Origin of the sequence: Microcystis sp. BLCC-F210 (assembly GCF_042134685.1) — a bacterium.
GTDB classification, from domain to species: Bacteria; Cyanobacteriota; Cyanobacteriia; order Cyanobacteriales; family Microcystaceae; genus Microcystis; species Microcystis aeruginosa_D.
Genome location: NZ_CP169647.1, coordinates 4,042,535 through 4,068,566 on the forward strand (window position 1 = coordinate 4,042,535; position 26,032 = coordinate 4,068,566).

General features: G+C 42.7%; 22 protein-coding genes and 3 pseudogenes. 6 read left to right on the plus strand and 19 right to left on the minus strand.

Annotated elements, in window-relative coordinates; all coding sequences use genetic code 11:
- Positions 1-4: 4 nt before the first annotated feature.
- The 5 genes and pseudogenes from ACE3JL_RS19630 to ACE3JL_RS19650 form a co-directional block, all read right to left on the minus strand.
- Entirely contained in the window at positions 5-1,393 is a 1,389-nt protein-coding gene (locus ACE3JL_RS19630; protein ID WP_375328192.1) for an aspartate aminotransferase family protein, read from the minus strand.
- Between the two features lie 432 nt (positions 1,394-1,825).
- Complete coding sequence (gene ltrA / locus ACE3JL_RS19635; protein ID WP_375328193.1) at positions 1,826-3,637, minus strand: group II intron reverse transcriptase/maturase; 1,812 nt, start codon at positions 3,635-3,637, stop codon at positions 1,826-1,828.
- Positions 3,638-4,307: 670 nt separating this feature from the next.
- A pseudogene (locus ACE3JL_RS19640) lies at positions 4,308-4,460 on the minus strand (zinc ribbon domain-containing protein); the annotation flags it as partial.
- 215 nt (positions 4,461-4,675) lie between these two features.
- Positions 4,676-4,924, minus strand: a pseudogene (locus tag ACE3JL_RS19645) (RNA-guided endonuclease TnpB family protein); the annotation flags it as partial.
- 103 nt (positions 4,925-5,027) lie between these two features.
- Positions 5,028-5,150, minus strand: a pseudogene (locus tag ACE3JL_RS19650) (helix-turn-helix domain-containing protein); the annotation flags it as partial.
- Positions 5,151-5,241: 91 nt separating this feature from the next.
- On the opposite strand from ACE3JL_RS19650, the gene ACE3JL_RS19655 reads away from it, so the two are divergent.
- Positions 5,242-6,870: a cation:proton antiporter gene (locus tag ACE3JL_RS19655; RefSeq protein WP_375328194.1), complete on the plus strand. Its 1,629-nt coding sequence runs from the start codon at positions 5,242-5,244 to the stop codon at positions 6,868-6,870.
- Here the strand turns inward: ACE3JL_RS19655 and ACE3JL_RS19660 are convergent.
- The 7 genes from ACE3JL_RS19660 to ACE3JL_RS19690 form a co-directional block, all read right to left on the minus strand.
- A complete protein-coding gene (locus ACE3JL_RS19660; protein ID WP_002787101.1) occupies positions 6,827-7,543 on the minus strand; it encodes a TrkA family potassium uptake protein in 717 nt (238 codons plus the stop codon). The two genes, ACE3JL_RS19655 and ACE3JL_RS19660, sit on opposite strands and share 44 nt — an antisense overlap.
- A 972-nt stretch (positions 7,544-8,515) precedes the next feature.
- Positions 8,516-8,755, minus strand: coding sequence for a DUF2442 domain-containing protein (locus ACE3JL_RS19665; protein WP_002773190.1), 240 nt, complete (start codon positions 8,753-8,755; stop codon positions 8,516-8,518).
- A 3-nt stretch (positions 8,756-8,758) separates the two neighbouring features.
- Positions 8,759-9,028 (minus strand): DUF4160 domain-containing protein, encoded by a 270-nt coding sequence (locus tag ACE3JL_RS19670; RefSeq protein ID WP_149978364.1) that lies wholly within the window; start codon positions 9,026-9,028, stop codon positions 8,759-8,761.
- A 226-nt stretch (positions 9,029-9,254) separates the two neighbouring features.
- Positions 9,255-9,863, minus strand: coding sequence for a hypothetical protein (locus ACE3JL_RS19675; protein WP_375328195.1), 609 nt, complete (start codon positions 9,861-9,863; stop codon positions 9,255-9,257).
- A gap of 133 nt (positions 9,864-9,996) precedes the next feature.
- Positions 9,997-10,404 (minus strand): ferredoxin, encoded by a 408-nt coding sequence (locus ACE3JL_RS19680; protein WP_375328196.1) that lies wholly within the window; start codon positions 10,402-10,404, stop codon positions 9,997-9,999.
- The gene (locus ACE3JL_RS19685) at positions 10,404-10,790 is read right to left on the minus strand and encodes a DUF1257 domain-containing protein (protein ID WP_002731926.1); all 387 of its coding nucleotides are present in this window, start codon (positions 10,788-10,790) and stop codon (positions 10,404-10,406) included. The genes ACE3JL_RS19680 and ACE3JL_RS19685 overlap by 1 nt, the downstream gene beginning before the upstream one ends.
- 44 nt (positions 10,791-10,834) lie before the next feature.
- Entirely contained in the window at positions 10,835-11,050 is a 216-nt protein-coding gene (locus tag ACE3JL_RS19690; RefSeq protein WP_002752708.1) for a DUF2997 domain-containing protein, read from the minus strand.
- A gap of 310 nt (positions 11,051-11,360) precedes the next feature.
- On the opposite strand from ACE3JL_RS19690, the gene ACE3JL_RS19695 reads away from it, so the two are divergent.
- The gene (locus ACE3JL_RS19695) at positions 11,361-12,362 is read left to right on the plus strand and encodes a saccharopine dehydrogenase-like oxidoreductase (RefSeq protein ID WP_271989019.1); all 1,002 of its coding nucleotides are present in this window, start codon (positions 11,361-11,363) and stop codon (positions 12,360-12,362) included.
- Here the strand turns inward: ACE3JL_RS19695 and ACE3JL_RS19700 are convergent.
- Both ACE3JL_RS19700 and ACE3JL_RS19705 read right to left on the minus strand, forming a co-directional pair.
- Positions 12,359-13,285 carry an RluA family pseudouridine synthase gene (locus tag ACE3JL_RS19700; protein ID WP_271989018.1) on the minus strand — a complete coding sequence of 309 codons (927 nt, stop codon included), beginning with the start codon at positions 13,283-13,285 and terminating at the stop codon, positions 12,359-12,361. The genes ACE3JL_RS19695 and ACE3JL_RS19700 overlap by 4 nt on opposite strands.
- A 291-nt stretch (positions 13,286-13,576) precedes the next feature.
- Positions 13,577-13,918, minus strand: a complete 342-nt coding sequence (locus ACE3JL_RS19705; protein WP_271989017.1) for a phage holin family protein — start codon at positions 13,916-13,918, stop codon at positions 13,577-13,579.
- Positions 13,919-14,129: 211 nt separating this feature from the next.
- Between ACE3JL_RS19705 and ACE3JL_RS19710 the strand changes: the two genes are divergently transcribed.
- Positions 14,130-14,519 carry a hypothetical protein gene (locus ACE3JL_RS19710; protein ID WP_271989016.1) on the plus strand — a complete coding sequence of 130 codons (390 nt, stop codon included), beginning with the start codon at positions 14,130-14,132 and terminating at the stop codon, positions 14,517-14,519.
- A 320-nt stretch (positions 14,520-14,839) separates the two neighbouring features.
- Positions 14,840-15,196, plus strand: coding sequence for an iron-sulfur cluster assembly accessory protein (locus ACE3JL_RS19715; RefSeq protein ID WP_271989014.1), 357 nt, complete (start codon positions 14,840-14,842; stop codon positions 15,194-15,196).
- 318 nt (positions 15,197-15,514) lie between these two features.
- Here the strand turns inward: ACE3JL_RS19715 and ACE3JL_RS19720 are convergent, their stop codons facing one another.
- Genes ACE3JL_RS19720 through ACE3JL_RS19730 form a run of 3 tightly spaced genes read right to left on the minus strand, consistent with a single transcriptional unit; the run spans position 15,515 to position 20,567 of the window.
- Positions 15,515-18,205: a formylglycine-generating enzyme family protein gene (locus tag ACE3JL_RS19720; protein WP_375328197.1), complete on the minus strand. Its 2,691-nt coding sequence runs from the start codon at positions 18,203-18,205 to the stop codon at positions 15,515-15,517.
- 8 nt (positions 18,206-18,213) lie between these two features.
- Positions 18,214-19,233 (minus strand): AAA family ATPase, encoded by a 1,020-nt coding sequence (locus ACE3JL_RS19725; RefSeq protein ID WP_375328198.1) that lies wholly within the window; start codon positions 19,231-19,233, stop codon positions 18,214-18,216.
- On the minus strand, positions 19,215-20,567 hold the full coding sequence (locus tag ACE3JL_RS19730; RefSeq protein WP_375328199.1) for a hypothetical protein: 1,353 nt from the start codon (positions 20,565-20,567) through the stop codon (positions 19,215-19,217). The genes ACE3JL_RS19725 and ACE3JL_RS19730 overlap by 19 nt, the downstream gene beginning before the upstream one ends.
- Before the next feature lie 123 nt (positions 20,568-20,690).
- Between ACE3JL_RS19730 and ACE3JL_RS19735 the strand changes: the two genes are divergently transcribed.
- A complete protein-coding gene (locus ACE3JL_RS19735) occupies positions 20,691-20,867 on the plus strand; it encodes a hypothetical protein (RefSeq protein WP_192575965.1) in 177 nt (58 codons plus the stop codon).
- Between the two features lie 184 nt (positions 20,868-21,051).
- Here ACE3JL_RS19735 and ACE3JL_RS19740 read toward each other — a convergent pair whose 3' ends face one another.
- Positions 21,052-22,236 carry an NAD(P)H-quinone oxidoreductase subunit H gene (locus ACE3JL_RS19740; RefSeq protein WP_159248814.1) on the minus strand — a complete coding sequence of 395 codons (1,185 nt, stop codon included), beginning with the start codon at positions 22,234-22,236 and terminating at the stop codon, positions 21,052-21,054.
- 153 nt (positions 22,237-22,389) lie between these two features.
- A complete protein-coding gene (locus ACE3JL_RS19745) occupies positions 22,390-22,545 on the minus strand; it encodes a hypothetical protein (RefSeq protein WP_375328200.1) in 156 nt (51 codons plus the stop codon).
- 245 nt (positions 22,546-22,790) lie between these two features.
- On the opposite strand from ACE3JL_RS19745, the gene pruA reads away from it, so the two are divergent.
- Positions 22,791-25,760, plus strand: a complete 2,970-nt coding sequence (gene pruA / locus ACE3JL_RS19750) for an L-glutamate gamma-semialdehyde dehydrogenase (RefSeq protein WP_375328201.1) — start codon at positions 22,791-22,793, stop codon at positions 25,758-25,760.
- The last annotated feature ends 272 nt before the right edge of the window (positions 25,761-26,032 follow it).

The following is a 26,032-nucleotide window of genomic DNA, read 5'->3' on the forward strand; positions in this document are numbered from 1 at the left end:
TTAACTATTTTTTGGCGGTTTTTTGGCGGACAGCTTGACTGGCCAAGGTTTTGCCGAATTCCCAAGCAGCTCCAGGTATGCGGTGAGCATCAGCGACCACATCTTTAACGGCGGTCACAATCCAACGGCAATCCTCATCGGAGAGGGTGAGGGGGGGGATAAACTTAATGATATTCATGCCGTGGCCGGAAACCTGGGAAAGGATTTGATGGCGGGTAAACAGGGGAACGACGATTAACTGGGAAAATAGCCCTTTATTGGCGGTTTCTAGCATTTTCCAGGCGGCTTTTAGTGACCAACTACTCGGCTCGGCAAATTCCAGAGCCATCATCATACCCAATCCCCGCACTTCCTGCAAACATTCGTACTGATCTACGAGGGGCTGTAGTTCTGCGATAATTTGTTGACCGATTGCAGCCGATCGCTCGACTAATTTTTCCTCCTCAATCACCTGTAAAGTGGCAATACCGGCGGCCATGGCCAGATTATTTTTACCAAAGGTGCTACCGTGAACCACAGAACGATCCATGCGATCGAATACTCGATCAAAGATCCAGCGACGACAGAGAACCGCTCCCACTGGCACAAAACCGCCCGAAAGAGCCTTGGCAACGCATAAAATGTCCGGTTCTACCCCCCAATGTTCCACAGCCCAAATTTTGCCAGTCCGGCCTAAACCGGTCTGCACTTCATCGGCCACAAAAAGAGTGCCATAACGACGACAAAGGGCAGCCGCCGCCGGGAGATAGTTCGGTTCGGGAATTCTCACCCCGTGACCTTGGATCGGTTCGGTAATAAAAGCCGCTACGTCTTGGTTAATTAGAGCTTTTTCGAGTGCGGCCAGATCGCCGAAGGGAATTTCCTTAAAATCGGCCAGAAAAGGCCCAAATCCCTGGCGATAATGGGGATCGCCGGTGGCGGAAAGGGACCCCATGGTTAACCCGTGGTAGCCTCCCTGACAGTAAACAATTTTGCTGCGTCCGGTGGCGTAGCGGCTGAATTTTATGGCGGCCTCGACAGTTTCTGTGCCGGAATTAGCAAAGAAAACTCGTTCTAATCCAGTCGGTGCGATCGCTGCTAACCGTTCCGCCAGCAATCCCGCTAGGATAGAAGCATCCAATTGGACTAAATTGGGCAATGCTGCCGTCAATACCTCCTGTAAAGCTTGCACGATCTTGGGGTGATTGCGTCCGAGAGCGAAAACACCAAAACCACTCAGTAAGTCCAGATACTTTTTTCCCTGATTGTCGAATAGGTATGCACCTTCAGCTTTAACGTAGTGGCGATCGTAGCCGATCGTTTTTAGTACCCTAACCATCTGGGGGTTTAGGTATTGTTCGTGGAGCGTAAAGTTTTCTTCTAGTCTTTTTTCTATCAGTTCTAAAATGCTCATAAATTCCAGATTTGATTACTGAAAAACTAATTTTGACACTCCCGTCGCTAAAAGCGAGGGATTCTTGGTTGATCGAATTTCCTTAACCTGACAGGACTTATCCAGCCAAACCAGAGGGAATCGGCTCTTCTGGGTTCTGTGTGATAAGTTTAACTTACACAGGATCGATCAATCTTTCAATTTTTGTGTCTTTGTGGTTCGTCTCACCCCCTCCCTAGGAGGAATGTATCTTAGAATACATTTTATCCACCAAACCCAAGACAGCTGGCAATCTCTCCCCAAGCGTATTAGTTTCGGTATGCCCTACCGTACTTAGTCCCCTTTTAAGGATGATTAAAGTCAGTAAGAGAGTCGCCTCTCCTACTGCTCTACAAAACGGAACGTGACAATTTCTCGTCATTCCGCTCCTCAACTACACGGGGTTTGTCATTCCTACGTCATTACCAACATATCCTTTACCCAGATGTAATTATCTGGTATGGGCGGTTCTGGCTTGACACTATTGCAGTCAGATTTGTTGCCTAGACTGCCATCATTGGCTGTCTTTTCATCATGGCAATGTCGATGAAGAAGTTGGAGGTTATTGTAACTGTTATTCCCCCCTAGTGATTTAGGGGTGATGTGGTCTATCTCCATTAAATCCCCATCTCTTAAGAAGTGTCCACAGTGAGTACATTTCCCTTTTTGCTTTTTCAACAGTTTTGAAATTTCTGTTGGCATTTCGGGATGAGTCCCCATTCTTGAACTCCAATAAACTAGGTTTCCATTGTAGGGTGAGGCGTTCCCTTTGACCTTCACATAGCGTCGGATTTCCGTTTCTCTATGTTCGTACAACCTTAGAGGATTATTTTCTTCTCTGGTTGTGAAAGCCCAGTTATTGCCACCTATTGTGTGAAAGTGTCTTTTAGAAATCCACTTTCTTCCTTTGTTTCGATGGCGTTTTATCCCCCATTTGATGAGTTTATGCCCTAGGATGTGGGTTAATCTTTCAAAAATTTTCTGACTAACCACTGTTGAGAAGTAATTGCACCATCCTCTTATTACAGGGTTTAACCTTTTAATGAGTTCAGCTTGGTTGATTCCCTTGCTGGTGTTTATGATGCGTTTAAGTTCTCTATAGTGTCTTATTTGACTCTCTTTGTTAGGGGTTATTATTGTTTTGAAACCAAGCAGATTACCTCTGACTTTTCCCGAGGTGTATTTACCGACGGGAAATTGTCTTATATTAAACCCTAGAAAGTCGAATCCAGCTTGTTCGCTTTCATGTTCTCTCAGTGTGTGGGCTATTCTTGTTTTACTTGGTTTTAACTCAAGTCCGATGTTTTGTAACCATCCCTCTATTTCCTTTTTGATTAGGAGAATAACCCCTAGGTTTTCATGTAGTACCACAAAATCGTCTGCATATCGGATTAAGGTCACTGATTTTATTTTGTCTCTAACACTCATTTGTGTCCCGTCTTTGCGTTTCATGTCAAATGAGGGTGCTAGATTCATAACCAATTCCTCTAACCCATGAAGTGCTATATTTGCCAATAATGGCGATAACACTCCGCCTTGCGGTGTACCTTCTGAGGTTGGGAATAACTGTTTGTCGTCTATGACTCCTGCTTTTAACCATGATTTGATTTGTTTCCTCATGGTTGGGTAGGTGTTAAGTTTTTCTAACAGTTTTTGATGGTCAATGCGGTCAAAGCATTTAGCTATATCTGCATCAAGAACATACTTTGCCTTTTTGTTAATGGCTTGGAATATCCCTGCTATAGCATCGTGACAAGAGCGTCCTACTCTAAATCCATAGCTGTTAGGCTCGAATTTGGCTTCCCACTCTGGTTCTAGTACCAGTTTAGCTAGTGCTTGTAAGGCACGGTCTTTCATGGTAGGTATTCCTAAAGGTCGTTTTTCGCCGTTGGGTTTGGGAATCCATACTCGGCGTGTGGGTTTGACCTTTGTTCCCAAGTTTAGTTCAGTCATTAGGGTTAACCGTTGTTTTGGGGTTAGAGATTTAACTCCATCCACACCTGCGGTTTTCTTTCCTTGATTGTCTTGGGTTACTCTACGCACCGCTAACGCTTTAGCACTGTAGGACTTTAACAATAATTTTTGGAGTCTGTGAACCTTCTTGACATCTCCACAACTAGACGCTCTGAAAATTCGTTTTTGTAACTTAAAAACCTGACGTTCAACCTTTTTCCAATTGATGTCTTGCCAAGTCTTCCATTTATCCATCTGTTGAACAGTGGTCATAACTTTTACATTACTACTTACAACTTTTCATTCCATGTAATCGTGAGTCCGTCTGCATATCCTATTCGTTACAAATAGGCGTTGGCTTTTGACTCAATCTTTCCCTACTATTACCTGCTGTATTGCAGAGTTTTCGTCTTAGCTGACTGCTCTTAGTTTTCGACCTTTACTAAAGAGTAATAATAGGGTTACTTCGTTCCTCATAACCTTTGGTTTGTTCCCTTTAGGATGTCATCTCTTTACCGAGTTTTTGGGTAACGCTTGGTATATCGATACAAATCCTTATACCACCCTATACTATTGACCTTTTGGTACTGGCAGTGTGTCAGCCTTATTTCACTGCTTCGCCGTAACGGTAATTCGGACGATGACTTAACTTTCGTTATCCATAGGAACTTGCTTACGGTTGACTTATTTAGGCTATAAGTCGCTTTTTCCGCTCGATTCCCTGCTTTACGGATTGATGGCTAGTCGCTACCGTAAGGGCGTTTGCTTTCATTCCTGCGTCTGGAAGGTAATACTTGGGGTTTCTAGGATACTAGCCCTCACTTACAAGGTTATGAAGTTGTCATCTGCTGAGGATTAAAGTGCGTACTCAACCCAGTTAGGGTTACTCAACAGAAGCCAGTCATCCCCCTATTTCTAGGTTTCGACTGAACGAATCGCACTTGATAGCGGCATTAATATCTCTATCTTCTACATAGCCACAATCGGGACAAACATGGGTTCTTGTAAATAGAGATTTAGGGACTTTTTGACCACAATTAGAGCAATTTTGACTGGTGTTATGGGGGGCTACTGCTACCGTAGCCCTACCATATTTAGGGTTTGCGGCAAAAATTTTGTTGGTGGGATTAGGCTTCGGCCGTGAGATCAGCGTTCGACGAAAGCTCACACCAAGGTCCGAACAGAGTCAGTAGCCGGTCGTCGGTCGTTTCAGGCTTTATTGCCCTCTCTTTTTATACTAATTTATGCACTATAAAGAGAATAATGCAAGGTTTTTGAGGATCCCAATCCGATTTTCTGGCACTAACATCGGATTTTAACAGGTGCCAATTCAAAAGCAGATTTGGTAAATTTGGCACTTCCTCCTTGATGTTTTTTCTTAAAGTTAGGATACTTAGTACGACCAGCAAAAAAATTGGTAAAAGCTGTTTGTAGGTGTCTTAACCCTTATTATAAAGGTAAACAGCTGACTTCATTGAGAAAGTCTAATTCTTCTTGCTTTTTCCAATCGGTTAGCATTGAAGACGTTTGGGCATATCCTACTCTTTCTTGTCTTTCATAAGTACCTAAGCAAAATTAATTACACATATCTAACCCCCTCTTGCCTTTTGCCTCTTGCCTTTTGCCTATCTTTACTAGGAAATTAATTTTGCACGACTACTTACCAAGCTTGTGTTCTGAGATGGAGAGCTTTATTGTAAACCAATCTTACAGGGACCAAAGTGCGCTGCAATAGCGCCTCTTGTTCGGGTGTGGGGTAAAATCGAAACGGATGGGCTTTTTCTATACCTCACATTCTAGAATATATCTTGTAAATGCGCTAGTATTTAACAGTAAAGCCAACCTAGAACGACGGGGTTTCAGACCCAAAATTTTCGATGAGGGGAGAATTATTAGTAGCCTGGGCAGCACAACAAAAATCCTTGGATAGCAGTTCTGCTGTGAACAGCCAAACGGTGGGAGACATTCCTGAACTGGTTCTTATCTTGATCCTGCTGCTCCTGATTGCCACTGCCGTTGCCCTAGTAACCCAGCGATTACGCATTTCCTATGTGGCAGGTTTAGTCTTAGCAGGATTACCGATTACCGATCTGTTAAGTAGTCGTATTGGCTTAGATCCGTTTTTAGTGCTTAACCTTTTTCTGCCGATTCTGATTTTTGAAGCGGCGATTAATACGGATATCAGCCGTCTTCGCAGTACCTTTAAACCGATCGCACTGCTCGCAGGTCCCGGCTCGGTTTTTTCTGCGGCGATTATTGCAGTTTTGGTAAAATTTGGACTGGGGCTAGATTGGATTCCCGCCTTATTGGTGGGAGTGATTCTAGCAAATACCGATACTGTCTCAATAATTGCCGTCTTTAAGGAAATTCGGGTTCCCTCTAGGCTCTCGACTATTGTAGAAGGGGAAACACTATTTAATGACGCAGCCGCACTCGTCACCTTTAATTTGCTCTTGGTGATTTACGCCACCGGAACCATCAGCACCACACAAGTCATCGAGGAAGTGTTGATCGTTGCTCTGGGTGGGGGATTAGTGGGCGCTGTCCTAGGCTATCTGTGTCTTCCCATCTATGTGCGCTTACGGGATCCGCTTAGTAGCCTGCTGCTTACGGTTGCGCTTGCCTTGGGAGCTTTTCAACTCGGGCAGTTTTTGGGTGTATCGGGAGCGGTAGCGGTAGTTATTGCCGGACTTGTCTTTGGTAACTTGGGGCTGCCTCGCAGCGCCTCTGCATCCGATCGCATTACTCTGATCAGTTTTTGGGAATATGCTGGTTTTATCGTCAATACCTTTATTTTTCTGCTTATTGGCATTGAAATCAACCCCTTGACCATCTGGCAAACCTTGCCATCGATTGTGCTGGTCATTTTGGCTTATCAATTGGGGCGTATTCTGTCAGTATATTCTTTACTATCGGTACTTCGCTGGATCGATCGACCGATCCCCTTACGCTGGCAACATATTCTGATTTTGGGCAACATCAAGGGTTCCCTCTCCATGGCCCTAGCGGTCGCCATTCCTTTGGCTCTAACAGGGCGGGAATTGATCATCGAGCTAGTCTTTGGCTCTGTGTTATTTTCTCTGGTTATCCAAGGATTAGCCTTACCTTGGCTAATTAAGAGGCTCAATATTAGTCAGGTTTCGGCAGTAACACGGGAGATTGGGCAGTTACAGCTGCAGTTGATCGCGTCGAAAGCGGCACAGGATGAGTTAGCCAATTTACTGAAATCCGGCGTTTTACCGAAAGCAGTGTACGAAGAACTGTGGGCATCTTATCAGGCAAAAGTGGCGGTATCGGAACGGCGGCTGCGGGATGCTTATAATCAGTCTCGATCGGGGCAAATGGAGCCTAACAACAGTCAGTTAGATGCCATTCGACGACGATTGTTCCTCGCTGAGAAAGCAGCCTTGAGCGATGCACTTCGCAAACGCATTGTACCAGAAGACTTGGTACAATCCTACGTTAAAGGTTTGGATGAGAAACTTCTATCGTTGGACGATGATTAGTTTGAATGCCGAGGTAATCGATCATCGGTTTGACGAATTCCGGACGAGTAACCACCAGAATAGTTGAGTCTGCTTCTAGGACGGTATTGCCGTTGGGAATCTCTAAACTGGCACAAGGGTGACACTGATAGCCAATAATCAGCGAACCGGTCGGAAAGTTGGCATCTTGAGCGATTTGGGCAACGGTACGCCCAGCTACATAACAATCCTTGGGGACGGGCAGCTTTAGCACCTCCACTTGTCCCTGTTCAAAGTGCATCATCGATTCTACTTCGGGGTATTCGATCGCATTTGCCATGGTGACAACGGCTAAATCAATCGTGCTGATGATGTGACTAGCTCTAGCAAGACGATAGGCCTCGAGAAACTCGCGATCGCACATTCTCACCACAATATGGGAAATGCCATAACTTCTAGACAAGGTGACTAGGGCTAGATTCATGGCATCGTCTCTCAGGGCGGCAACAACCGCGTTAGCTTGTCGAATCCCCGCCTCTAACAGGACTTTTGTACTGACAGCACTCCCCTCAAAGGCCATGACACCGATTTTTTCCCTAGCAAACCGACAAGCTAATGGGTCCACATCAACGATGGCGACGGTGTGTCCCAAGTCTAAAAGCTGTTGGGCTAAACCTAGCCCCATCATTCCCGCCCCACCAATTAAAACGTACATAGCGGCTCTTCACTTAACAAAATACTGCCTAAGTAGGTAGGCGTTAAAAATTATCAGATGCCCCCTTATTAAGGGGGGATTAAGGGGGGATCGGCACCCCCCTTATCAAGGGGGGCAGGGGGGATCGAACCTAAAATCCATTTTTAATTTAATTATAACCAGCTACTTAATTAAGTGGTTTCAATTAGATTATAACCAGCTACTTACCCCAAAAATCTCCACAGACAACATCAAATAAATTTATTTTTATCAATTCAAATACAAGAAAAAACAACTCTGGCAGTTATCTTAAGGGTGAGGCAGGAAGTCTCTGATTTTAGGAAACACTGGAACCAGAGATGATGCTAAATCTTGTCATTTCGTCCATACCATAATTTGGGCATTTTGTCAAAAAAATTTTGACTTTGCAACAAAACTACACAAAAATTAGATCAACGTTGTTAGGGAAAAAAGGGATAATTGGCGCAAGTGTTTGGTTTGGCTAAAAGGGAAAGTCTAGATTTAGCAATGGTTTCAAGGCAAGCTAGACCCTAAAGAGTCCAAAAAAGCACAGAAAAACCTACCGTAGCATAATGCAAAATTATACCAGAATCGCTGGAAGTATTGCTATCTCGTAAATAAATAGAAATTATTCTCAATAAATTCTTGAGTAAAAATAAATATTACCAATTGTAAATTTAAATATTTTTAAGTATTGAAGGTATTTGCATATAAAATACTTATCATTTTGCCCCGATTGCCTCTAACTTTTCCCTCCCCACAGCAATCACCGGGTAAGTAGAAAATTTCTCACTCTTTCTCCTAGAGATGAAGTACAGAGTAATCCTTACTCATCAAGTATTTTAGCAACAATAACTAACCTCATCTTTCTGAGAAAGGCTGTAGCGAAAGAACATCTGATCAGTGGGAGCGTTACTTTTCATGCTTCCTAAATTTTATGCGAAGTTGTCGGGTTTCCTCGATCGAACTGTTCTAGGTTTGGGAAATGGAGTCAAGATAGAGAGTATCCGGACAGATATCTTGTTCGTTCGGCCAAGTTACCGTACCATCTAAAATTTTTACTTGATTAAAATACTGTTTGTTTTTAAGTTCTTGAAAGATGCCAAAATCGAGCAGTGGTGAACAATCATAAATTTTCTTTTCTTCATTAGTAAATATGAGTTGTAATTGATAGTTGGGCAAAGGGATAACTTCTTTAACTCTAGGATTCATGATTTATCTCAGTGGTTCAATCTTATACAGTTGTTGTCCTGAAATAGCGAGTTCCCAGTTAGCCATCAATTCATCTTGATGAATCTCGATCCAAGCGGAAAGTAATTTCATTTTAGCATTAGGAATAGCTCCTTCAAGGATTTCTCCATCTGGAATGGCGACAATGACTTCCGAATTTTGATATTTAGCATGAATGTGAGGTTTATGGTGTTGTTTATTGTCCATGAAGTACATATAAATAATAATTCCGTAAAACATGGATATGGCTGGCATTTGTATCCTTGTGGTTATTTGAGAGGGATAGGTTTATTATAGCGAAGGAAAATCCGATAAGTCGGCGCGTTACTTTTCATGCTTCCTACTCTACAATAGTTACCAGAGCCGCAATCGCACTATTAATGAATGTAGAGGCAAAAAACCTAACACCCATCTCGTTAATTTTATGCGAAGTTGTCGGGTTTTATTACGGAACACGCGATATGATCGATCGGCGCTCGAACTATATCTGATCTTTTAATTGCTCAATAGCCTGTTTATTCAGTTCAACTGCACGATCGATAATCTCCACAAGTTTGTTAACTATAGTGACAAATATATGATTCCCCATTAGCGCAAACAGAGTATTTTGATCTATTCTATTGAACAGAACCCTTTTGTTTGAATCCAAGTGTGCATAGTCTCCATAGAAATATATATCCATTAATTTTCTATTAGTAAGCTGGTCTGGGTTTGGTTCTGAAGTTGACAACTTTTCAAAACGCATTTCATGGCTGTTTATTGTGAGTGGAGAATGGCGATCAAGATAATCGTTGAGTTCAGATATAAGGCTCTTGAATTCATCTTTTAGATTTTTAGACACATTGAGTCTAGAGTATAAGTCTTCCATCTTTTTGAAAGAAATGACGTCACTTTTTTGGATGAACATTCTTAGTGTCAGTATAGCGGCTGATATAGAATCTTCATCGGGCCCGATTTTTTTTACTTCTACCTGATCGTCAGTAATTCTACAAGTAATCTCTCGTTCTCGGTTAAGATATTCCGAAAATCTCGATCTATGAATCTTTTCGGCTATAGTGTTAAACAATTCCAGTATTTCAAGATCAGACATTATTTCCTCCTCGACGGGGATGATGGTTGGAAATTTTCCCTATAAAACGTCCCTAGGGATATTATAGGTATTTCTCTAGCGATTGCCATGACTGCTAGGAAATAATAGGTGGATGAGGCTGCAGCTATCCACCCTAGAGAGCTAAATCTTCGGCGCTAAATTTCTTGTGAATCTGAGGAAAACCTAACTGTTTAATCACTTGATGTTTGCGTTCTTCCTCAAGGGATGACAACTGATTATAATTAACCCAGTGAATACAGTTAACCGGACAAGTCTCGATCGCTTCTTGAATAATTTCTTCTTCGTCACCGTCCTGATTATAGACACGAGAGCGACCGTATTCACCTTCAATAAAAAAGGTATTGGGGGCAACGTGGGCGCAGTGTTTACAACCAATACAAGTGACCTCATCGACGTAAATCGCTTTCTGGCGCAGTAAACCGCCCAATTCCGGTTCAAAACCAGTGCGGTCGGGGGAATCTCTTAGGAATCCCCCTAACTCTGGTTCAAAACCAGAGCGTTCGGGAGAAAAATCAGCCATTAGGCGCTCCAACGTTGTACCACTAGACGAATGGAACCATCAGTATTTTTTTCCTGTGCTGCCACCTGAAAACCCTGTTTAGCAGTTTCTGCCAGAATGGTGTGGTAGGCATAACCTTGATTTACTTTTCTTAAAAATCCTTCTACGGTTAGGGGTTGTTGCCAGTATTGCAAATCGGCAACTAACTCGTACTCGTTACCATTCCAGCGAAAACCGATATCGTAATTGTTATCCTGCTCGATTACCACCTCTGCGCTTAAAGTTTGACCTTGATAACCTTTGACGGGGTGGGAACCCTCTTTCCATTCCATCCCCATATCGCTGAGGGCGGCTTTTAGGTAGGATAGATCGCGGATTTTGGTTTTGATATTGCTAAAGTGTGACATGGCTTTTCAGTGGCTTAAATAAAGGGATTGGGAAAAATGAAAAATTACCAGTCGCTAAAAGTGGCTGCGTTGCTGACTTTCTCTGACTGGCTGACGGTTTGATGGTAATAATCCGAGGTTTTCTCTTGAGACATCAGCTGCCCGAGTTGTGCCTCGATCGCCGCCGTCACCTCTTGACAAGATGAACCGACTATGCCTGTCACCTTTTCCATGACGCGACCATCGGGATAGATGATAAACTCTAGGCTTTCCATGCTCATAGCTCTTCTCGGCGTGATCTGGGGTTTGTAAAGCTCCCTATCGTTTTAATTTACGATAGTTTGCTAATCGTAGCAATCTGGTTAAAATTTTAGCAAAACTTTATATTATCTCGACCAACCACTTTCATTTTTTGTAAGTTTCCCGTAACTTTTCTTCATCGTCAAGGGCGAACCTTAACCTAGTAGGCATAATTTAACAAAACTACACAAAAAAGACGACCTGAAGCGATAAATTGAAAATAAAGGAGATGCAACGGCGAACCACGACCGCCGAGATCATAGAATTTTGTCTATAGGAATCAAAACAAGTATGAATAAACAAATAGCCAGCGATCGCATTCGGATCGGTGTTTTAGGTTTTGGTGGTTTGGGACAGGCTGCCGCTAGAATTCTCGCCCCCAAACAGGAAATGCTTTGGACTGCCGCCGCCGATAAAGCCGGTTTTGCATACCACAAAGACGGTCTAGATGTCAATACCTGTAACAAAATTTATCATGACCGAGGTTCGATCGGTTATCTGGAAAATTACGGCAGTCTCAGCCAGAACAGTATCGAGGAATTAATCAAAACTGCCGATGTAGAAGGCTATTTTCTCGCCTTACCAAATTTACCTAACAATTTCATGGCCGGTATCGCTAAAACTTTCATTCGCTTAGGTTGGCGCGGGGTTTTAGTCGATGCTCTCAAACGTACCAGCGCCATGGAACAAATCTTAGCACTACAAGCAGACCTAGAAGCTGCCGGCATCACCTACATGACCGGCTGCGGTGCTACCCCCGGACTGTTAACTGCGGCTGCTGCCCTAGCTGCCCAGAGTTATGCGGAGATTCATAGCGTTAAAATTACCTTTGGCGTGGGAATTGCCAACTGGGAGGCTTATCGTGCCACTATTCGCGAAGATATCGCCCATTTACCCGGTTACGATCCAGAAACAGCCCACCAGATGAGTGACGCAGAAGTGGAAATGCTGTTAAATAAAACCAATGGCATTCTCAGCCTCGAAAATATGGAACACGCGGACGATATTATGCTGGAATTGGCTGGAATTTGTGGACGCGATCGGGTTTCCGTCGGGGGTGTGGTGGATACGCGCAACCCGAAAAAGCCTTTAAGTACCAATGTTAAAGTCACGGGGCGGACTTTTGAAGGTAAAATTTCCACCCATACCTTCACTTTAGGTGATGAAACCAGTATGGCGGCTAATGTCTGTGGGCCAGCTTTCGGTTATCTGAAAGCGGGGATTTCCCTCCATCGTCGCGGTATCTACGGATTATGGACAGCAGCGGAGATTATGCCGCAATTTGTGCGTTAGGGGTTTCTCTGGCGTAAAATAGCTAAAACTTTCGGGAAAATAGCGGGTAAGGGAGCGATCGCTTCTAGGCTCTCCCCCGTGACCGGATGTATTAAGATTAAACGATAGGCGTGGAGTAATTGCCCTGGTAGATTAATTCCGATGGAACGACCAGAACTATAGAGGGGATCCCCAAGAATCGGATGACCGATGTGGCTGCTATGAACGCGAATTTGATGAGTTCTGCCCGTTTCTAGGCGAAATTCCATTAAGGTGTAGTTGCCTAGTCTTTCCTTGATTTGCCAGTGAGTGACAGCATTTCTACCTCCTTTTTCCACGGCAATAATAGCCATCTTTTGGCGATCGCTGCGGTGACGACCGATCGGCAGATCAATTGTACCTGTTTCGCTTTTGGGGACACCGTGGACGAGGGCCATGTATTCCCGGCGGGCAGTTTTGGTTTTTAATTGTGCCTGTAGGTGTTGATGGGCCTGGTCGGTTTTGGCAATAACAATCGCACCCGTGGTATCCTTATCTAAACGGTGAACTATACCGGGGCGTTGAATTCCACCAATTCCGGCTAAATTTGGACAGTGATGTAGTAAAGCATTGACTAAGGTTCCCGATTCGTGGCCGGGGGCCGGATGAACCACTAAATCAGCCGGTTTATTGATAATAATCAGATATTCGTCTTCGTAAAGAATCTCAAGCTCGATCGCCTCGGCGCTTAATTGCAGGGGTTGACTGTCGGGAATGGTAATCTTTAGGCGATCGCCTTGAGCAACTTTAGTATTTTTATTGGTGCAAATTTGACCATTTAACTGTATATATCCCTGTTCTATCAGTTTTTGCAGCCTCGATCTCGATAAATCGGGCAATTGTGACCCCATCCAAGCGTCTAAACGTTCTTTTTTTCCCACAACTTCTAAGTTTAATTGGTTCATCGATTTTTAGTCATCAGGGTGTAAGGTTTAGGAGAATCAAGAAAAACTGACTTGAGATTATTTAAACTTAGCTCAACAATTCCAGTTATTTTAACAGTAATTGAACTTGCTCCAAAACCCATCTTCAATTTAATTATAACCAGCTACTTAACGACAAAAGCCAGAGTAAATCAGTAGAGATTTCCTCATCTCCAAAAAATAGAGAGACGTTGCTATAATCAACGTCTCTAGATCAGAAATTAATCAATCAGAGTAAGCCAAGCTGTTTTAAACAAGCGAATTTTGACCACTTTAGTCAACAAAAAAACCATTTAAAACTCCTGAAATGATCGAAACCACGATCGAACCGAATAAAGCGGCAAAGAATGATTTTACCTCAAAGCCACTGATAAAATAGGAGGCTAAAGAAAAGGAAATGGCATTAACCACAAAAATAAATAACCCTAGGGTTAAAATAGTTAAAGGCAGGGTAAAAAGAATCAACAGGGGTCTAATAATAGCATTAATTAAACCCAAAGCCACAGCAGCTATCAAAGCCACGGTAAAATCTTTAATTTCTATACCGGGTACTATTCGCGCTGTAATCAATAAAGAGACGGCGGTAATCAACCAACGGAGGAAAAAAGATAACATAAGTCCATCCATCTAAGATAGTTCATCCTCATCTATTCTAATCGCCATCGCCCCTTAAAAAGACGGAAGTTTTCAGGAGATGACAACGAAAACCGACGTTGACTGCTGCCGCTGCTCGAAAACCAGAGCGGGAACATAGTATCGGTTACACTGGTTATAAACAGGAGGATTTGCTCGGACTATCACCCCCCGGACAGAGGCAGCACTAAAGATGATATCTAGAAAAAATTTTAGCCAAAGCCAGCAAGTACCAATCGGTAAAACGAGAATTATTCAGGGAGCAACTGGCACTTTAATGCTAATGAGTCTGCTTTCTCTCCTCTTAGCGACACCTAGTTTAGCATCTCCTGAGCCACCCAATTCGGTCATCGCCGCTACCCGTCAAGATTTGAGTCGGAAAACCAATATATCCGTTAATCGCTTGCAAATTCAAGCAACACAACCACAAACCTGGCCCGATGGTTGTTTAGGATTAGCTAAACCGGGAGAATTATGTACTCAAGCACTGGTGCAAGGATGGCGAATTATTCTGACTGATAAGCAAAAAACTTGGGTTTATCGCACCGATAGCAGCGGCGCTAATCTCCGCTTAGAAAAGTGAATTTCTTTTGCTCTTTTCTGGCTGCTTTTTCGGCATCCCCAAGGCAGTGTTTTCCTGATTTGATGATCATCCTCCCGGGTTTGGGTGATGAAAATCGGCTGAGAATGGCTCTATGATTTGTTTCAAGAACCCAGTCGTATATAGAAACTCTATTTAATTAATAATCCCAGTTTTTTGCTCTTTTTTGCCTTATAACCCCAGTGAGGCTGGGAAAAGTAAACAGTAATTTAGTCAACAGCTCTCAACTATCGTTAAGATGGGTAGGAGAAGGTAAAGTTTTATATGTCCCCTTCAACTGCGTTTAGGAGTTCCTGCTAAAGATGACACAAGCTACTCAGATTCAAGGAAAAGGAATTTTACTCAGTCAGGCTGCCCTCAAACACCTTACCATGCTCAAAGAGCAACAGGGCAAGGATTTATGTCTGCGCGTGGGTGTGCGTCAAGGTGGTTGTTCCGGAATGTCTTATATGATGGATTTTGAGCATCCTAGCAATATTAGCCCCCAAGATGAGGTTTTCGATTACGATGGCTTCAAAATTGTCTCTGATAAAAAAAGTCTGCTCTATCTCTACGGTCTCATGTTAGATTACAGCAACGCGATGATCGGCGGTGGTTTCCAATTCACTAATCCCAACGCTAGTCAAACCTGCGGTTGTGGTAAGTCTTTCGGCGTTTAATTATTTCTCTGGGGTGATACCTTTCACCCCCGCCTCTGACGGGCGATTTTTTTTGGTTTTCTCCCCCATTATACCAGTCAGTTATCAGCTTCTGAAGGCAAAAGGCAAAAGAAAGAATCTGGCAATTCTCTTACTTAAAAAGAAGGTTAGAAACTAAAAACTATCAGACACCCCCCTTATCAAGGGCAGCAGGGGGGGATCGACACCTAATAACCAGATTTAGTATAACCCCTAAACTAATACACTTGTTCTATAGTATGCCCCAAAAAATTCCGGAAAAGGGAATGAGGGAAAAAAGGGAAAAAAAGAGAAAAAGGGTTACAGGGTCCTCCCAGCACCGCACACCACCCGAAAACCGAGGTAGTAGAAGTTGAGGTCGCGGCGGTAGTTGCCGTAGCGGTAAGCAGAACGGCAGTAATAGGGATAGTTGTACCAAGAACCGCCCCGCAACGGAGAACGATTATCATCCCCATTTTTTATCCAAGCACTGCCATCCGTCGGCGCACCGTTATAATTATCGTGCCAAGTATCGGCGCACCATTCCCAGACATTGCCGTGCATATCGTACAGTCCAAAAGCGTTTGGAGGGAACTGTCCCACGGGAGTCGTTTGTTGTCGATATTCTCCTGTAGGTTCATCGGCATAAGTTTCAGTAGCTCGATAGTTAGCTAAATCTGCCGTTATCGTTTCCCCAAAATGAAAGGGTGTTTTTGTCCCGGCTCTACAGGCATACTCCCATTCTGCCTCACTCGGTAGCCGATACTCCCGTTTTGTTTCCCTTGATAGTCGTTTACAGAATTCTGTTGCTTGATACCAGTTGACTCTTTCTACGGGTAGCTCATCCCCTTTGAAGCGAGAGGGGTTTGTCTCTAGGTTGATGTCTATTTTAGCGGTTGCGGCAATCGCTCTCCACTGGCCCTGGGTAATCGGGGTTTGACTCATGTAGAAAGCGGGGACTTTGACTAGGTGTTGTGGTCTTTCCTTTTTATATCTGTCCCAATCAAATTTTTTAACCAGTCTTTCGATTTCCTCATCTTCCGTTCCCATCCAGAATTCTCCTTGGGGAATATACATCATGCGGATATAGTTTTGAGCTTCTTTCTGCTTGCCAACTTCCGGAAGGTTTTCATCGTAAAAATAGGCTTTAACAGGTTTTCTCTCGATAACTTGGCCTGTTTTATTAACCAATACCGTTTCTGCGGTAAAAAGGAAAAGGTTTTCATTGTAGGGAACAATAGCGGCTACTTCGTCTATTAAACGTTTTTGGACATTGCCAACGTGGTTTAAATCCCCTCTAGAATAGGCGGCAATCGGTTCATTAAGCAATAATAAGGGTTCATAATCGGCTAAAGCAGCGGATATATTTTCTAATAAAGCTGTTAATCTCACAAGACGCACTCGGTTATTATTTTTGATAGCTTCTGCTAGTACCTGTTTGATTTCATTGACTGCTTGACTGGGTTTTAGGTAGGCAAGAGCTAACCATTGTTGATTTTGCCAATAAACGGATTTTGAGCAATAATCACCGATTTGTTCCTGAATATAGGTTTGTAACTGATAGGCCAGAGATTTGAGTTCCTCTGGGGTTAATTTTTCTAATAGTAGTTTACGAACATCGGGAGACATTTCATAGAGTTCTCGATCTATTTTGCGGACTAAACTGGACAGTAAAATATCAGCGATCGCATACCAGGGAGCTTGATTATTTTTATCTTGATGTTGACGCAGATAATAAAGTAAATTAGGGGATAAACTAAGGGGAAAAGCCGCTCGTTTCGCTAGTTCTCTGGTGTTTAGTTCGTTTTCTTCTTCAAATAATCTTAAACGGCTTTTTGCGCTAAAAAAATCTTCATCCTCATCCCAATTATCCCCTTGTTGAAACTGATTAGGATCAAATTGAAAATGACGGGGTGGGATAGCTTCTTCTTTTAGCCATGTTATCAAGTTTTCCCAATCCTCTGTGGTTAGTTCAAACATGGAAAAATTGGGTATATCTTCAGCTAAATCAGCAATATCGATCGCAGTTGTCCCATACCATCGATGATAGGGTAAGGGGTTTAACCATGCGACTCGGCTAAATCTTCGGCTAAATCGTCGGATAAGGGTTTCTGTTGCGCTCAAGCGCTCTTCTACATAACGTTTTCTAGCGGCACCCGCATCACTAAGAATTAGACAACTGGTTACTTCCGGAGAATAGTTAGAGAGAACTTTGGTTAAAGATTGACTTTCCCAACCGTTTTCTTGTCGTAAAACCTCGTCTCTAATCAGATTATCAAAGTAAAAATGGGGAACATTTGCCCAAGTTTGCTTCATTATCCGACCAAATCCTGCAAAGGGAATCATCGAGTCAGAACAATCAATAAAAATAATAATTTCTCGGCGATAAAGTTGTTTCTTTTGGTAAATTATTTGATCAAAAAAACCTCGTTTAGCCGTTGCCATCACCGTGGCTTTTAGATCCCAAGTTTGTCGAGGACTTTCTAGAGGTAATGGACGCAGTTGCTGCCAACTTTCTTGTAACTTAGCGATGCCAATAGGATAATAATCAGGATTATCTAGGGAGGTGATTTTTTTTCGCTTTTCAATAGCTGTGGCAATTTGTGGAAATGAAGTCTCCGGTGCTATTGGTGTATCCCCAGAAGGGGTAATTTCTAATGAGGGAGATTCCCTATCATCCATCGGGTTTATGCTTTTGCTAATCGATTCTTCTGGATGGCGAATAGGTGTTTTTTTGGCTATTTCTGTATTTATTTCTGGTTGGAATTGTAGCATCTCTGTCCAGGCCTGATCAAACTTTTGTTTTTCTTCTAGAGATTTAACCCATAAAGCTTGACAAAGAAGTTTAATTTTAGGATTGTCTAAGTTGGGATTCTCTTGAATAGCAATATCAGAATCATTGGCGAGTTTTTGAATCAGGTAATTTTCCACCCGATAATATTGTTCAATAGACAGCAGAAATCCTTCTTCGTCTCTGAGGTGATAAAATAGGTCAAGTAGGGGGGATGTCATTGGCTTTTTTAACCTCTTGTTCCATAATCTTGTAAATCGGTACGGCTTTTTAGTAAAACACTAGCGTGGGGTAATTTGTCCTCGTTTAATTTGGCGATAATTTCTTCAGGTTTGTACTTGAGTAACGATTTAAACCAGGCTATTAATTCACTTGTGCTAACTTTTTTTTCCCCTTCAGATTTAGTCTCGTCTTGTGATGTTCTCACTTCCTGAAAACGGTCCACTGCTTTGATGATAACCTCTTGTTCAGCGTCGGTAAACCGTTCGGTTAATATTTTTCTTAATCTTTCTTGGTTGGGTAGCTCAATATAGTGATAAATGCAACGTCTCAGAAAAGCATTGGGTAAGTTTTTTTCTTGATTACTGGTAATGATAATCAGAGGAAAAGCTTGATCATTTGCTTGAATTAATGCTCCTGTTTCTTTAATGAAAAAACGACGAGATTCAATGGCTAAAAGTAAATCATTAGGAAAATCTCGATCTGCTTTATCTATTTCATCAATTAATACTACCGATTGTTCTTGCTTATCTTGACTTTGTTTAAATGCTTTACCCAAGGCTTGTAAATCAACCCAATCTTTTGAAGTAGCTGGATTTTTTTGCTTTGAAGTAGCTGGATTTTTTTGCTTTGAAGTAGCTGGATTTTTTTGCTCAGAAGAAGATTCTTCTATTTCTTTTTGGCTTAAAATTCCGCTAATTTGAGCAGCTTGTAAACGGCCAATATAATCATATTGATAGAGACTATCTTCCGCTTTACTTGTAGATTGAACTATCCACTCATAATATTTTATAGGATTACTTTCCTGACGATAATTAAATTCATAAACTAAGGCATGAGCTAAACGACTTTTGCCACATCCCGGTTCACCTTCTAGTAACAAAGGCATTCCCAATTCAATAGCCAAGTTAACAACTTCTATTAACTCATCACCTGCGTCATAGGGATAAATTTTCTGTTGAATCGGTTCATAATAAAGATCCGATTTGGGTTGAATTTTTCCCGTGTAAGTTAAGGATAGTTTAGCCATCTATTTTCCCTCGGTAATTGTCCTTGAAATTGTTGATAAAAAGCTTTCAGTGTCTTTTCTATGTCGCCTTGATTGCTATTTTCCCATAATTTCTGCAAGGTAGATTTAAATAAGTCTGTGGTTTCATCCTGTAAGTCACAACCTAACTGAAGTTGTTGAGCAAAAGTAGGAATAATTTCCTGAAAAGACCGTTGTTCAAAGCAAGAGTCAATCTGTAAGCGGTGAATAGGACTTAATTCTGATAATTTGTCCTTATCTCTCCAATCATTACTTTTTCCATAATCTAACCAAATCATTAATAAAAAGCCTGGAATGGGACTATTTTGTATTTTACTAGCTTTTTTGGTTAAATTTTGCCAAAACGAATCAATGTCCTTTAAACGGTCAAAGTCTGCACAATCAATTCCTTCAAAAATCAAACAAAAATTATTAGCTTTTAAATTTTTAATTCCTCCAGAATTATTGAAAAAATGTTCATGAAGACTATAGCTATCCCATTCTTCTTGACCATCTCCTTGAAATTTAAAAACAATGGGTTTAACTGGCAAATTATTAGTGATCAAGATTTCTTTTTCTAAACGACGCAAACACAAAACACGATATTGATGAGGACAAGGGGGAATATAAATACTGCCTTCTCGTAAAGGTTTAGCAGCTATTGAACGGGTAAAATTTACTAGATTAGTATAATTAAATTTTGTCAAAACACGATAAATCTTTTCATTATTTGTTCGTTGATCTTTTGGGTTTTGATGATGAAGTTGACAACATTGTAAGCTTTCAAAATCTAGGCCTAATACTTCGCAATAAGCTTGAACAATATAAGATTGTTTAGCGGTTCGCCCTTTTTTTCCTAGTCCATATTTTTTTTCAGTACAAAACCGCAAACTATCTCCAGATATGCCAATTACCTTTAAAATAGACGAATCTAATAAACCATTAATATCTTCTAAGGTTAAATGAATTGAATTATCATTAATATCTTCAATTCTGTACTCGCTTTTCTTCTCATTTTCAAATCCTTTAAAATCAGATTTATTTTGTAAGTACAATTTCTTACCCTTTGGTTCTAAAACCTCTTTAGTTGCTCTAGATTTTGGCTGAGATTCTGTCATCCAAGCTTTCAAAACATTTAATGGAATGGTATAACTGGAAGTTTCTGTTTGACTACGGTATTCTTCGAGAAATGCCTCAAGTAACCATCGACTTGCTTCTATTAATATTTGCTCTGTTTTCTCCGAAGCACAAGAATAGTTTCCCTTATAAGCATCTTTAGCCTTACGAAGGGTTTCTACATCTTCATCCGATAATCTGATTTCGCCAGACCTTAACATAAATCTCGTCAAACGTCAACCTACCATCTGATCCACTTTTTGATCCCCTTTTGCCAGCATTTGCTTAAAGCATTTTAATCAACTTGTCCTCAAAAAACAAGCCATAAGGCGAAAGGAGTAAATATGAAAAAGGAAAATTTCTGGCAAAAACATAAAGCGGACATTGACGTGATTTGCCGCATCATCACCACTTTAACTGCCTTGGCTAGTTTGGGTGTTCAGGTGGGAGAGTTAAAGATTCCCCAAAGCGAGATTCTTCCCCCTATGACTGAGGTTCAGGTGGAATTAAATATCAGATGAACGTAGGTTGGGTTGAAGCATGAAACCCAACGCCTGCATGGGTTACGCTACCGCTAACCCATCCTACAAATAATTGTGCCTCCCTACTTAAGCACATTACCTGAAATAAAGGCCGATGTGCTTTTTTTATAAGACTAGGCCAAAACGAGGGTGAGTTAATAAGATAACCCACCCTGAAGGATATTTAGCGATCGACTGACCCCATAATAATATCAATACTGCCTAAAATCGCCATAATATCGGCAACTTTTACCCCTTTGAGGATATGGGGCAGAATTTGAAGATTATTAAAATCGGCGGCCCGAATTTTCCAACGCCAAGGGAAAACATCATCATTACCGACGATAAAGATGCCTAATTCGCCTTTACCACTTTCCAAGCGCACATAATGTTCACCTTTAGGAATCTTAAAAGTGGGGGCGACTTTTTTGGCGATATATTGATAGTCAAAATCATTCCAGGCTGATTTTTTCCCTTCTGCCATCCGTTTCGCTTCCAGATTTTCGTAGGGACCACCGGGTAAACCTTTCAGTGCTTGCCGGATAATCTTCACCGATTCGCGCATTTCCCGAATCCGCACCAGATAACGAGCAAAACAATCGCCGGCGGTTTCCCAATGCACTTCCCAGTCAAAATCGTCGTAACACTCGTAATGGTCAACTTTTCTTAAATCCCATTTCACCCCAGAAGCGCGTAACATCGGACCGGATAAACCCCAATTAATCGCTTCGTCTCTGGTAATGCAGCCTACCCCTTCGATACGACGGCGGAAAATCGGGTTATTAGTGATTAATTTCTCGTATTCGTCCACTTTGGGGTCAAAATAGTCACAGAAATCCTCGCACTTATCCACCCATCCGTAGGGTAAATCCACCGCCACACCACCAATACGGAAATAATTATTATTAATTAACCGCATTCCCGTGGCAGCTTCCCAGAGGTCATAAATCATCTCCCGTTCCCGGAAAATGTAGAAAAAGGGAGTTTGTGCGCCTACATCCGCCATAAAGGGGCCTAACCAGAGTAAATGGTTAGCGATGCGGTTGAGTTCCAACATAATCACCCGGATATATTGCGCTCGTTTGGGAACGGCGATATCGGCTAATTTTTCGGGAGCATTGACCGTAATCGCCTCATTAAACATCCCTGCGGCGTAATCCCATCGACTAACGTAGGGAACGTACATGACATTAGTGCGATTTTCGGCAATTTTTTCCATGCCCCGATGAAGATAACCGATCACGGGTTCACAGTCAATCACGTCTTCCCCGTCAAGGGTGACGATTAAGCGCAAAACTCCGTGCATTGACGGGTGATGGGGTCCCATGTTTAAAACCATGGGTTCTGTTCTCGTTTCAATTTTTGCCATAGGGCTACCGATGATCCCGAAAATCTTTTTAAAGTTATTATAAGTAAACGCTTCGACAATACACAAGGACTATAGGGTATCAGTAATCAGTGATCAGTAATCAGTAATCAGTAATCAGTAATCAGTGATCAGGAGACAGGAGATTATTTTTATTTATTCTCCCCACTTCCCCACTTCCCCACTTCCCCACTTCCCCACTTCCCCACTTCCCCACTTCCCCACTTCCCCACACCCCACACCCCACACCCCACACCCCACACCCCACACCCTCTTTGAAGTCAGGAGATTATTTTTATTTATTCTCCCCATTTCCTAATTCATAATTCATAATTCATAATTCCCTCTCCCCGCTCGATCGAGTACAATAGAGTGTTCAGCAAAAGTGATCGGCTATTAGCTTTGATTAGTCCTTCGGTAAGAATATAAACCAGAGAAAAGAGCTATTAAGAGCGGCAATAAGCTGAAAAAGCTCAAAAACTGAATTTTAGGCTGAAGGCTGACGTTAGCTTGCTGAAAGCTGAATCCCGTTGATAATTTTTTTTACTTGAATCACCGTGGTTATCCAAATCGACTCAACTCAAAACTACGAAACCAAAACCCAAGAGATCGCTAGACAACTTTTAGCCGAAACTCGCGAAAAAAAAGGTCTTTGGTCTGCTTTACAGGATCAAATGCGTTGGGATGATAAATTACTCGATTGGGCCATGTCTAACCCCAATTTACGAGTACAATTATTCCGTTTTATTGACTGTTTACCCGCTTTACGCAGTAATGCCGAGATCGCTAATCATCTCCAACAATACCTCGGTGATGCTTCCGTAGAACTGCCCAGTGCGCTGAAAAGTATCCTCAACTTTAGTGATCCTAACTCCCTACCGGCTCAAACGGCCGCCAGTGTGATCAGTAAATCCGTAGAAACCTTAGCTCGTAAGTATATCGCTGGGGAAGACCTAGGGCAAATTACTCGCACTGTCACCCGTCTGCGGAAGGAAAAAATGGCTTTTACTATAGATCTCCTCGGTGAAGCGGTAATTACTGAAGCAGAAACCCAAGTTTATCTACAAAGTTATCTCGATTTAATGACCCATTTGGCTCAAGAAGCGAGCAAATGGAACAAAGTTAGCCAAATTGATGAAGCGGACGGCGACTTATTACCACAAGTGCAGGTTTCTGTCAAGCTAACTGCCTTTTATTCTCAGTTTGATCCCATAGATCCCATTGGTAGTAAGGAAAAAGTTTGCGATCGCATTCGCCTACTATTGCGACGCGCTCAGGAGTTAGGGGTAGCAGTCCATTTTGATATGGAACAGTACGTTTATAAAAACCTCACCCTGGCTATCCTGAAAGAATTACTCCTAGAAGAAGAATTTCGCAGTCGTACCGATATTGGTATCACCCTACAGGCATATTTAAGAGATTCTGCCCAAGATTTACAAGATTTAATTAATTGGGCCAAACAGCGCGGTTATCCCCTGACTGTCCGGCTAGTCAAAGGCGCTTACTGGGATCAGGAAACGATTAAATCTCGGCAAAATCATTGGCCACAGCCGGTATATAACGAAAAATCGGCCACCGATGCCAATTATGAGCGGATGACGCGGTTATTATTGGAAAATCATCAATATTTATACGCTGCTATCGGTAGTCATAACGTGCGATCGCAAGCTTTGGCTTGTGCAATCGCAGAAAGTTTGGAAATTCCCCGTCGTCGCTTTGAAATGCAGGTATTGTACGGCATGGGCGACCAATTAGCCAAAGCCTTAGTGAAGCGGGGTCATCGGGTGCGGGTTTATTCCCCCTACGGACAACTTTTACCCGGTATGGCCTACCTAATCCGCCGTTTATTAGAAAATACTGCTAATAGTTCCTTCCTACGGCAAAATTTGGAGGATCGTCCCGTGGAAGATTTAATCGCAGCCCCCCGGGTTTTAGGCAATGATAACCCGATTATCCCCGGTTTTCCTAATGCCCCCGATACAGATTATGCCAACGAGCAATTAAGAAATAAAGCGAGTCAAGCTCTTACTTTTGTCAAAAATTCCCTTGGTAAGACCTATTTACCCCTAATTAATGGCGAATACGTTGCCACCAATGTTCAAATCAATTCCGTTAATCCCTGTAACCCGCAGGAAATAGTGGGAAAAGTAGGCTTAATTGAGGTGGAACAGGCAGAAAAAGCGATCATAGCGGCTAAACAGGCTTTTCCTGCTTGGAAACGCACCCCAGTGGCTAAAAGAGCCGAAATACTGCGAAAAGCGGCAGATTTGATGGAAGCGCGACGACACGAGTTATCGGCCTGGATTTGTTTGGAAGTGGGCAAAGTTATCCAACAGGCGGATCCAGAAGTGTCAGAAGCGATCGATTTTTGCCGTTATTACGCCTCCGAGATGGAAAGACTGGATTTAGGGCATAATTTCGACGTAGCAGGCGAGAATAATCGTTATTCCTACCAACCCCGGGGTATTGCTTTAGTGATTTCTCCCTGGAATTTCCCCCTAGCGATCGCAGTTGGCATGACAGTGGCAGCTTTAGTAGCAGGTAACTGCACGCTATTGAAACCGGCCGAGACTTCTTCGGTGATTACGGCGAAATTTGCCGAGATTCTCCTAGAAGCGGGTATTCCTGCCGGAGTCTTCCAATATATCCCGGGTAAAGGTTCCCAGGTGGGGGCGCATTTAGTTAGCCATCCCGATGTTCACCTAATCGCCTTCACCGGTTCACGAGAAGTGGGCTGTCGCATCTATACAGATGCCTCTATCGTGCAAAAGGGTCAAAAACAACTAAAACGAGTTATCGCCGAAATGGGCGGCAAAAATGCCCTAATTGTCGATGAGAGTGCCGATTTAGATCAGGCCGTTGTCGGTGCGGTTAAGTCCGCTTTTGGCTACACCGGCCAGAAATGTTCGGCCTGTTCGCGGATAATCGTTCTGGAAAGCGTCTATGATAGCTTTGTGGATCGCTTTGTCGAGGCTACCAAGTCCCTCAATATCGGGCCGACGGATTTACCAAGTACGGAAGTAGGACCGGTTATCGACGAGAAAGCTCAAGCAAGAATTCGGGAATATATCGAAACTGGCAAAAAAGAGGCAGAATTGGCTCTAGAGATGCCAATTCCAGAGGTGGGTTACTTCGTCAGTCCCACCGTCTTTAAGAATGTTCCCCCTGATGCGGTAATAGCGATGGAGGAGATTTTTGGTCCAGTGGTGGCGATTATCAAAGTGAGTAATTTCGAGCAAGCTTTAGCCGTAGCTAACGGAACCGACTATGCTTTAACTGGTGGCTTATATTCTCGCACTCCTGCCCATATTAACCGAGCTATGCAGGAATTTGAAGTGGGAAATCTCTATATTAACCGGGGAATCACCGGTGCGATTGTCTCCCGTCAACCCTTCGGGGGTTTCAAGATGTCGGGGGTAGGTTCCAAAGCAGGGGGTCCCGATTATCTGCTGCAATTCCTCGAACCTCGTCACATCAGCGAGAATATTCAACGTCAGGGATTTGCACCGATTGAAGGGGTCGATTAAGCGATTTATAGCTAAAATTGGCGATTATTGGGGGTTTCTACCCCCAAATCGGGTTAAATTATCGGCTAATACTAAATTCGGTTATTAAAGACTGATTATTTATTCCCCCTATTGCCTTCTGCATGAGTAGAAAACGGGTTTCTCCGAGAAACCCGTTTTCTGTGCGTTACTCAGGAATCAGGAGTCGGTCGTCAGGAGAATATTTCTATTTGTTTTCCCTTCTCCCTGCTCCCTTCCCCCCACCTCCCTATCTCCCCACTCTCCTAGACTTT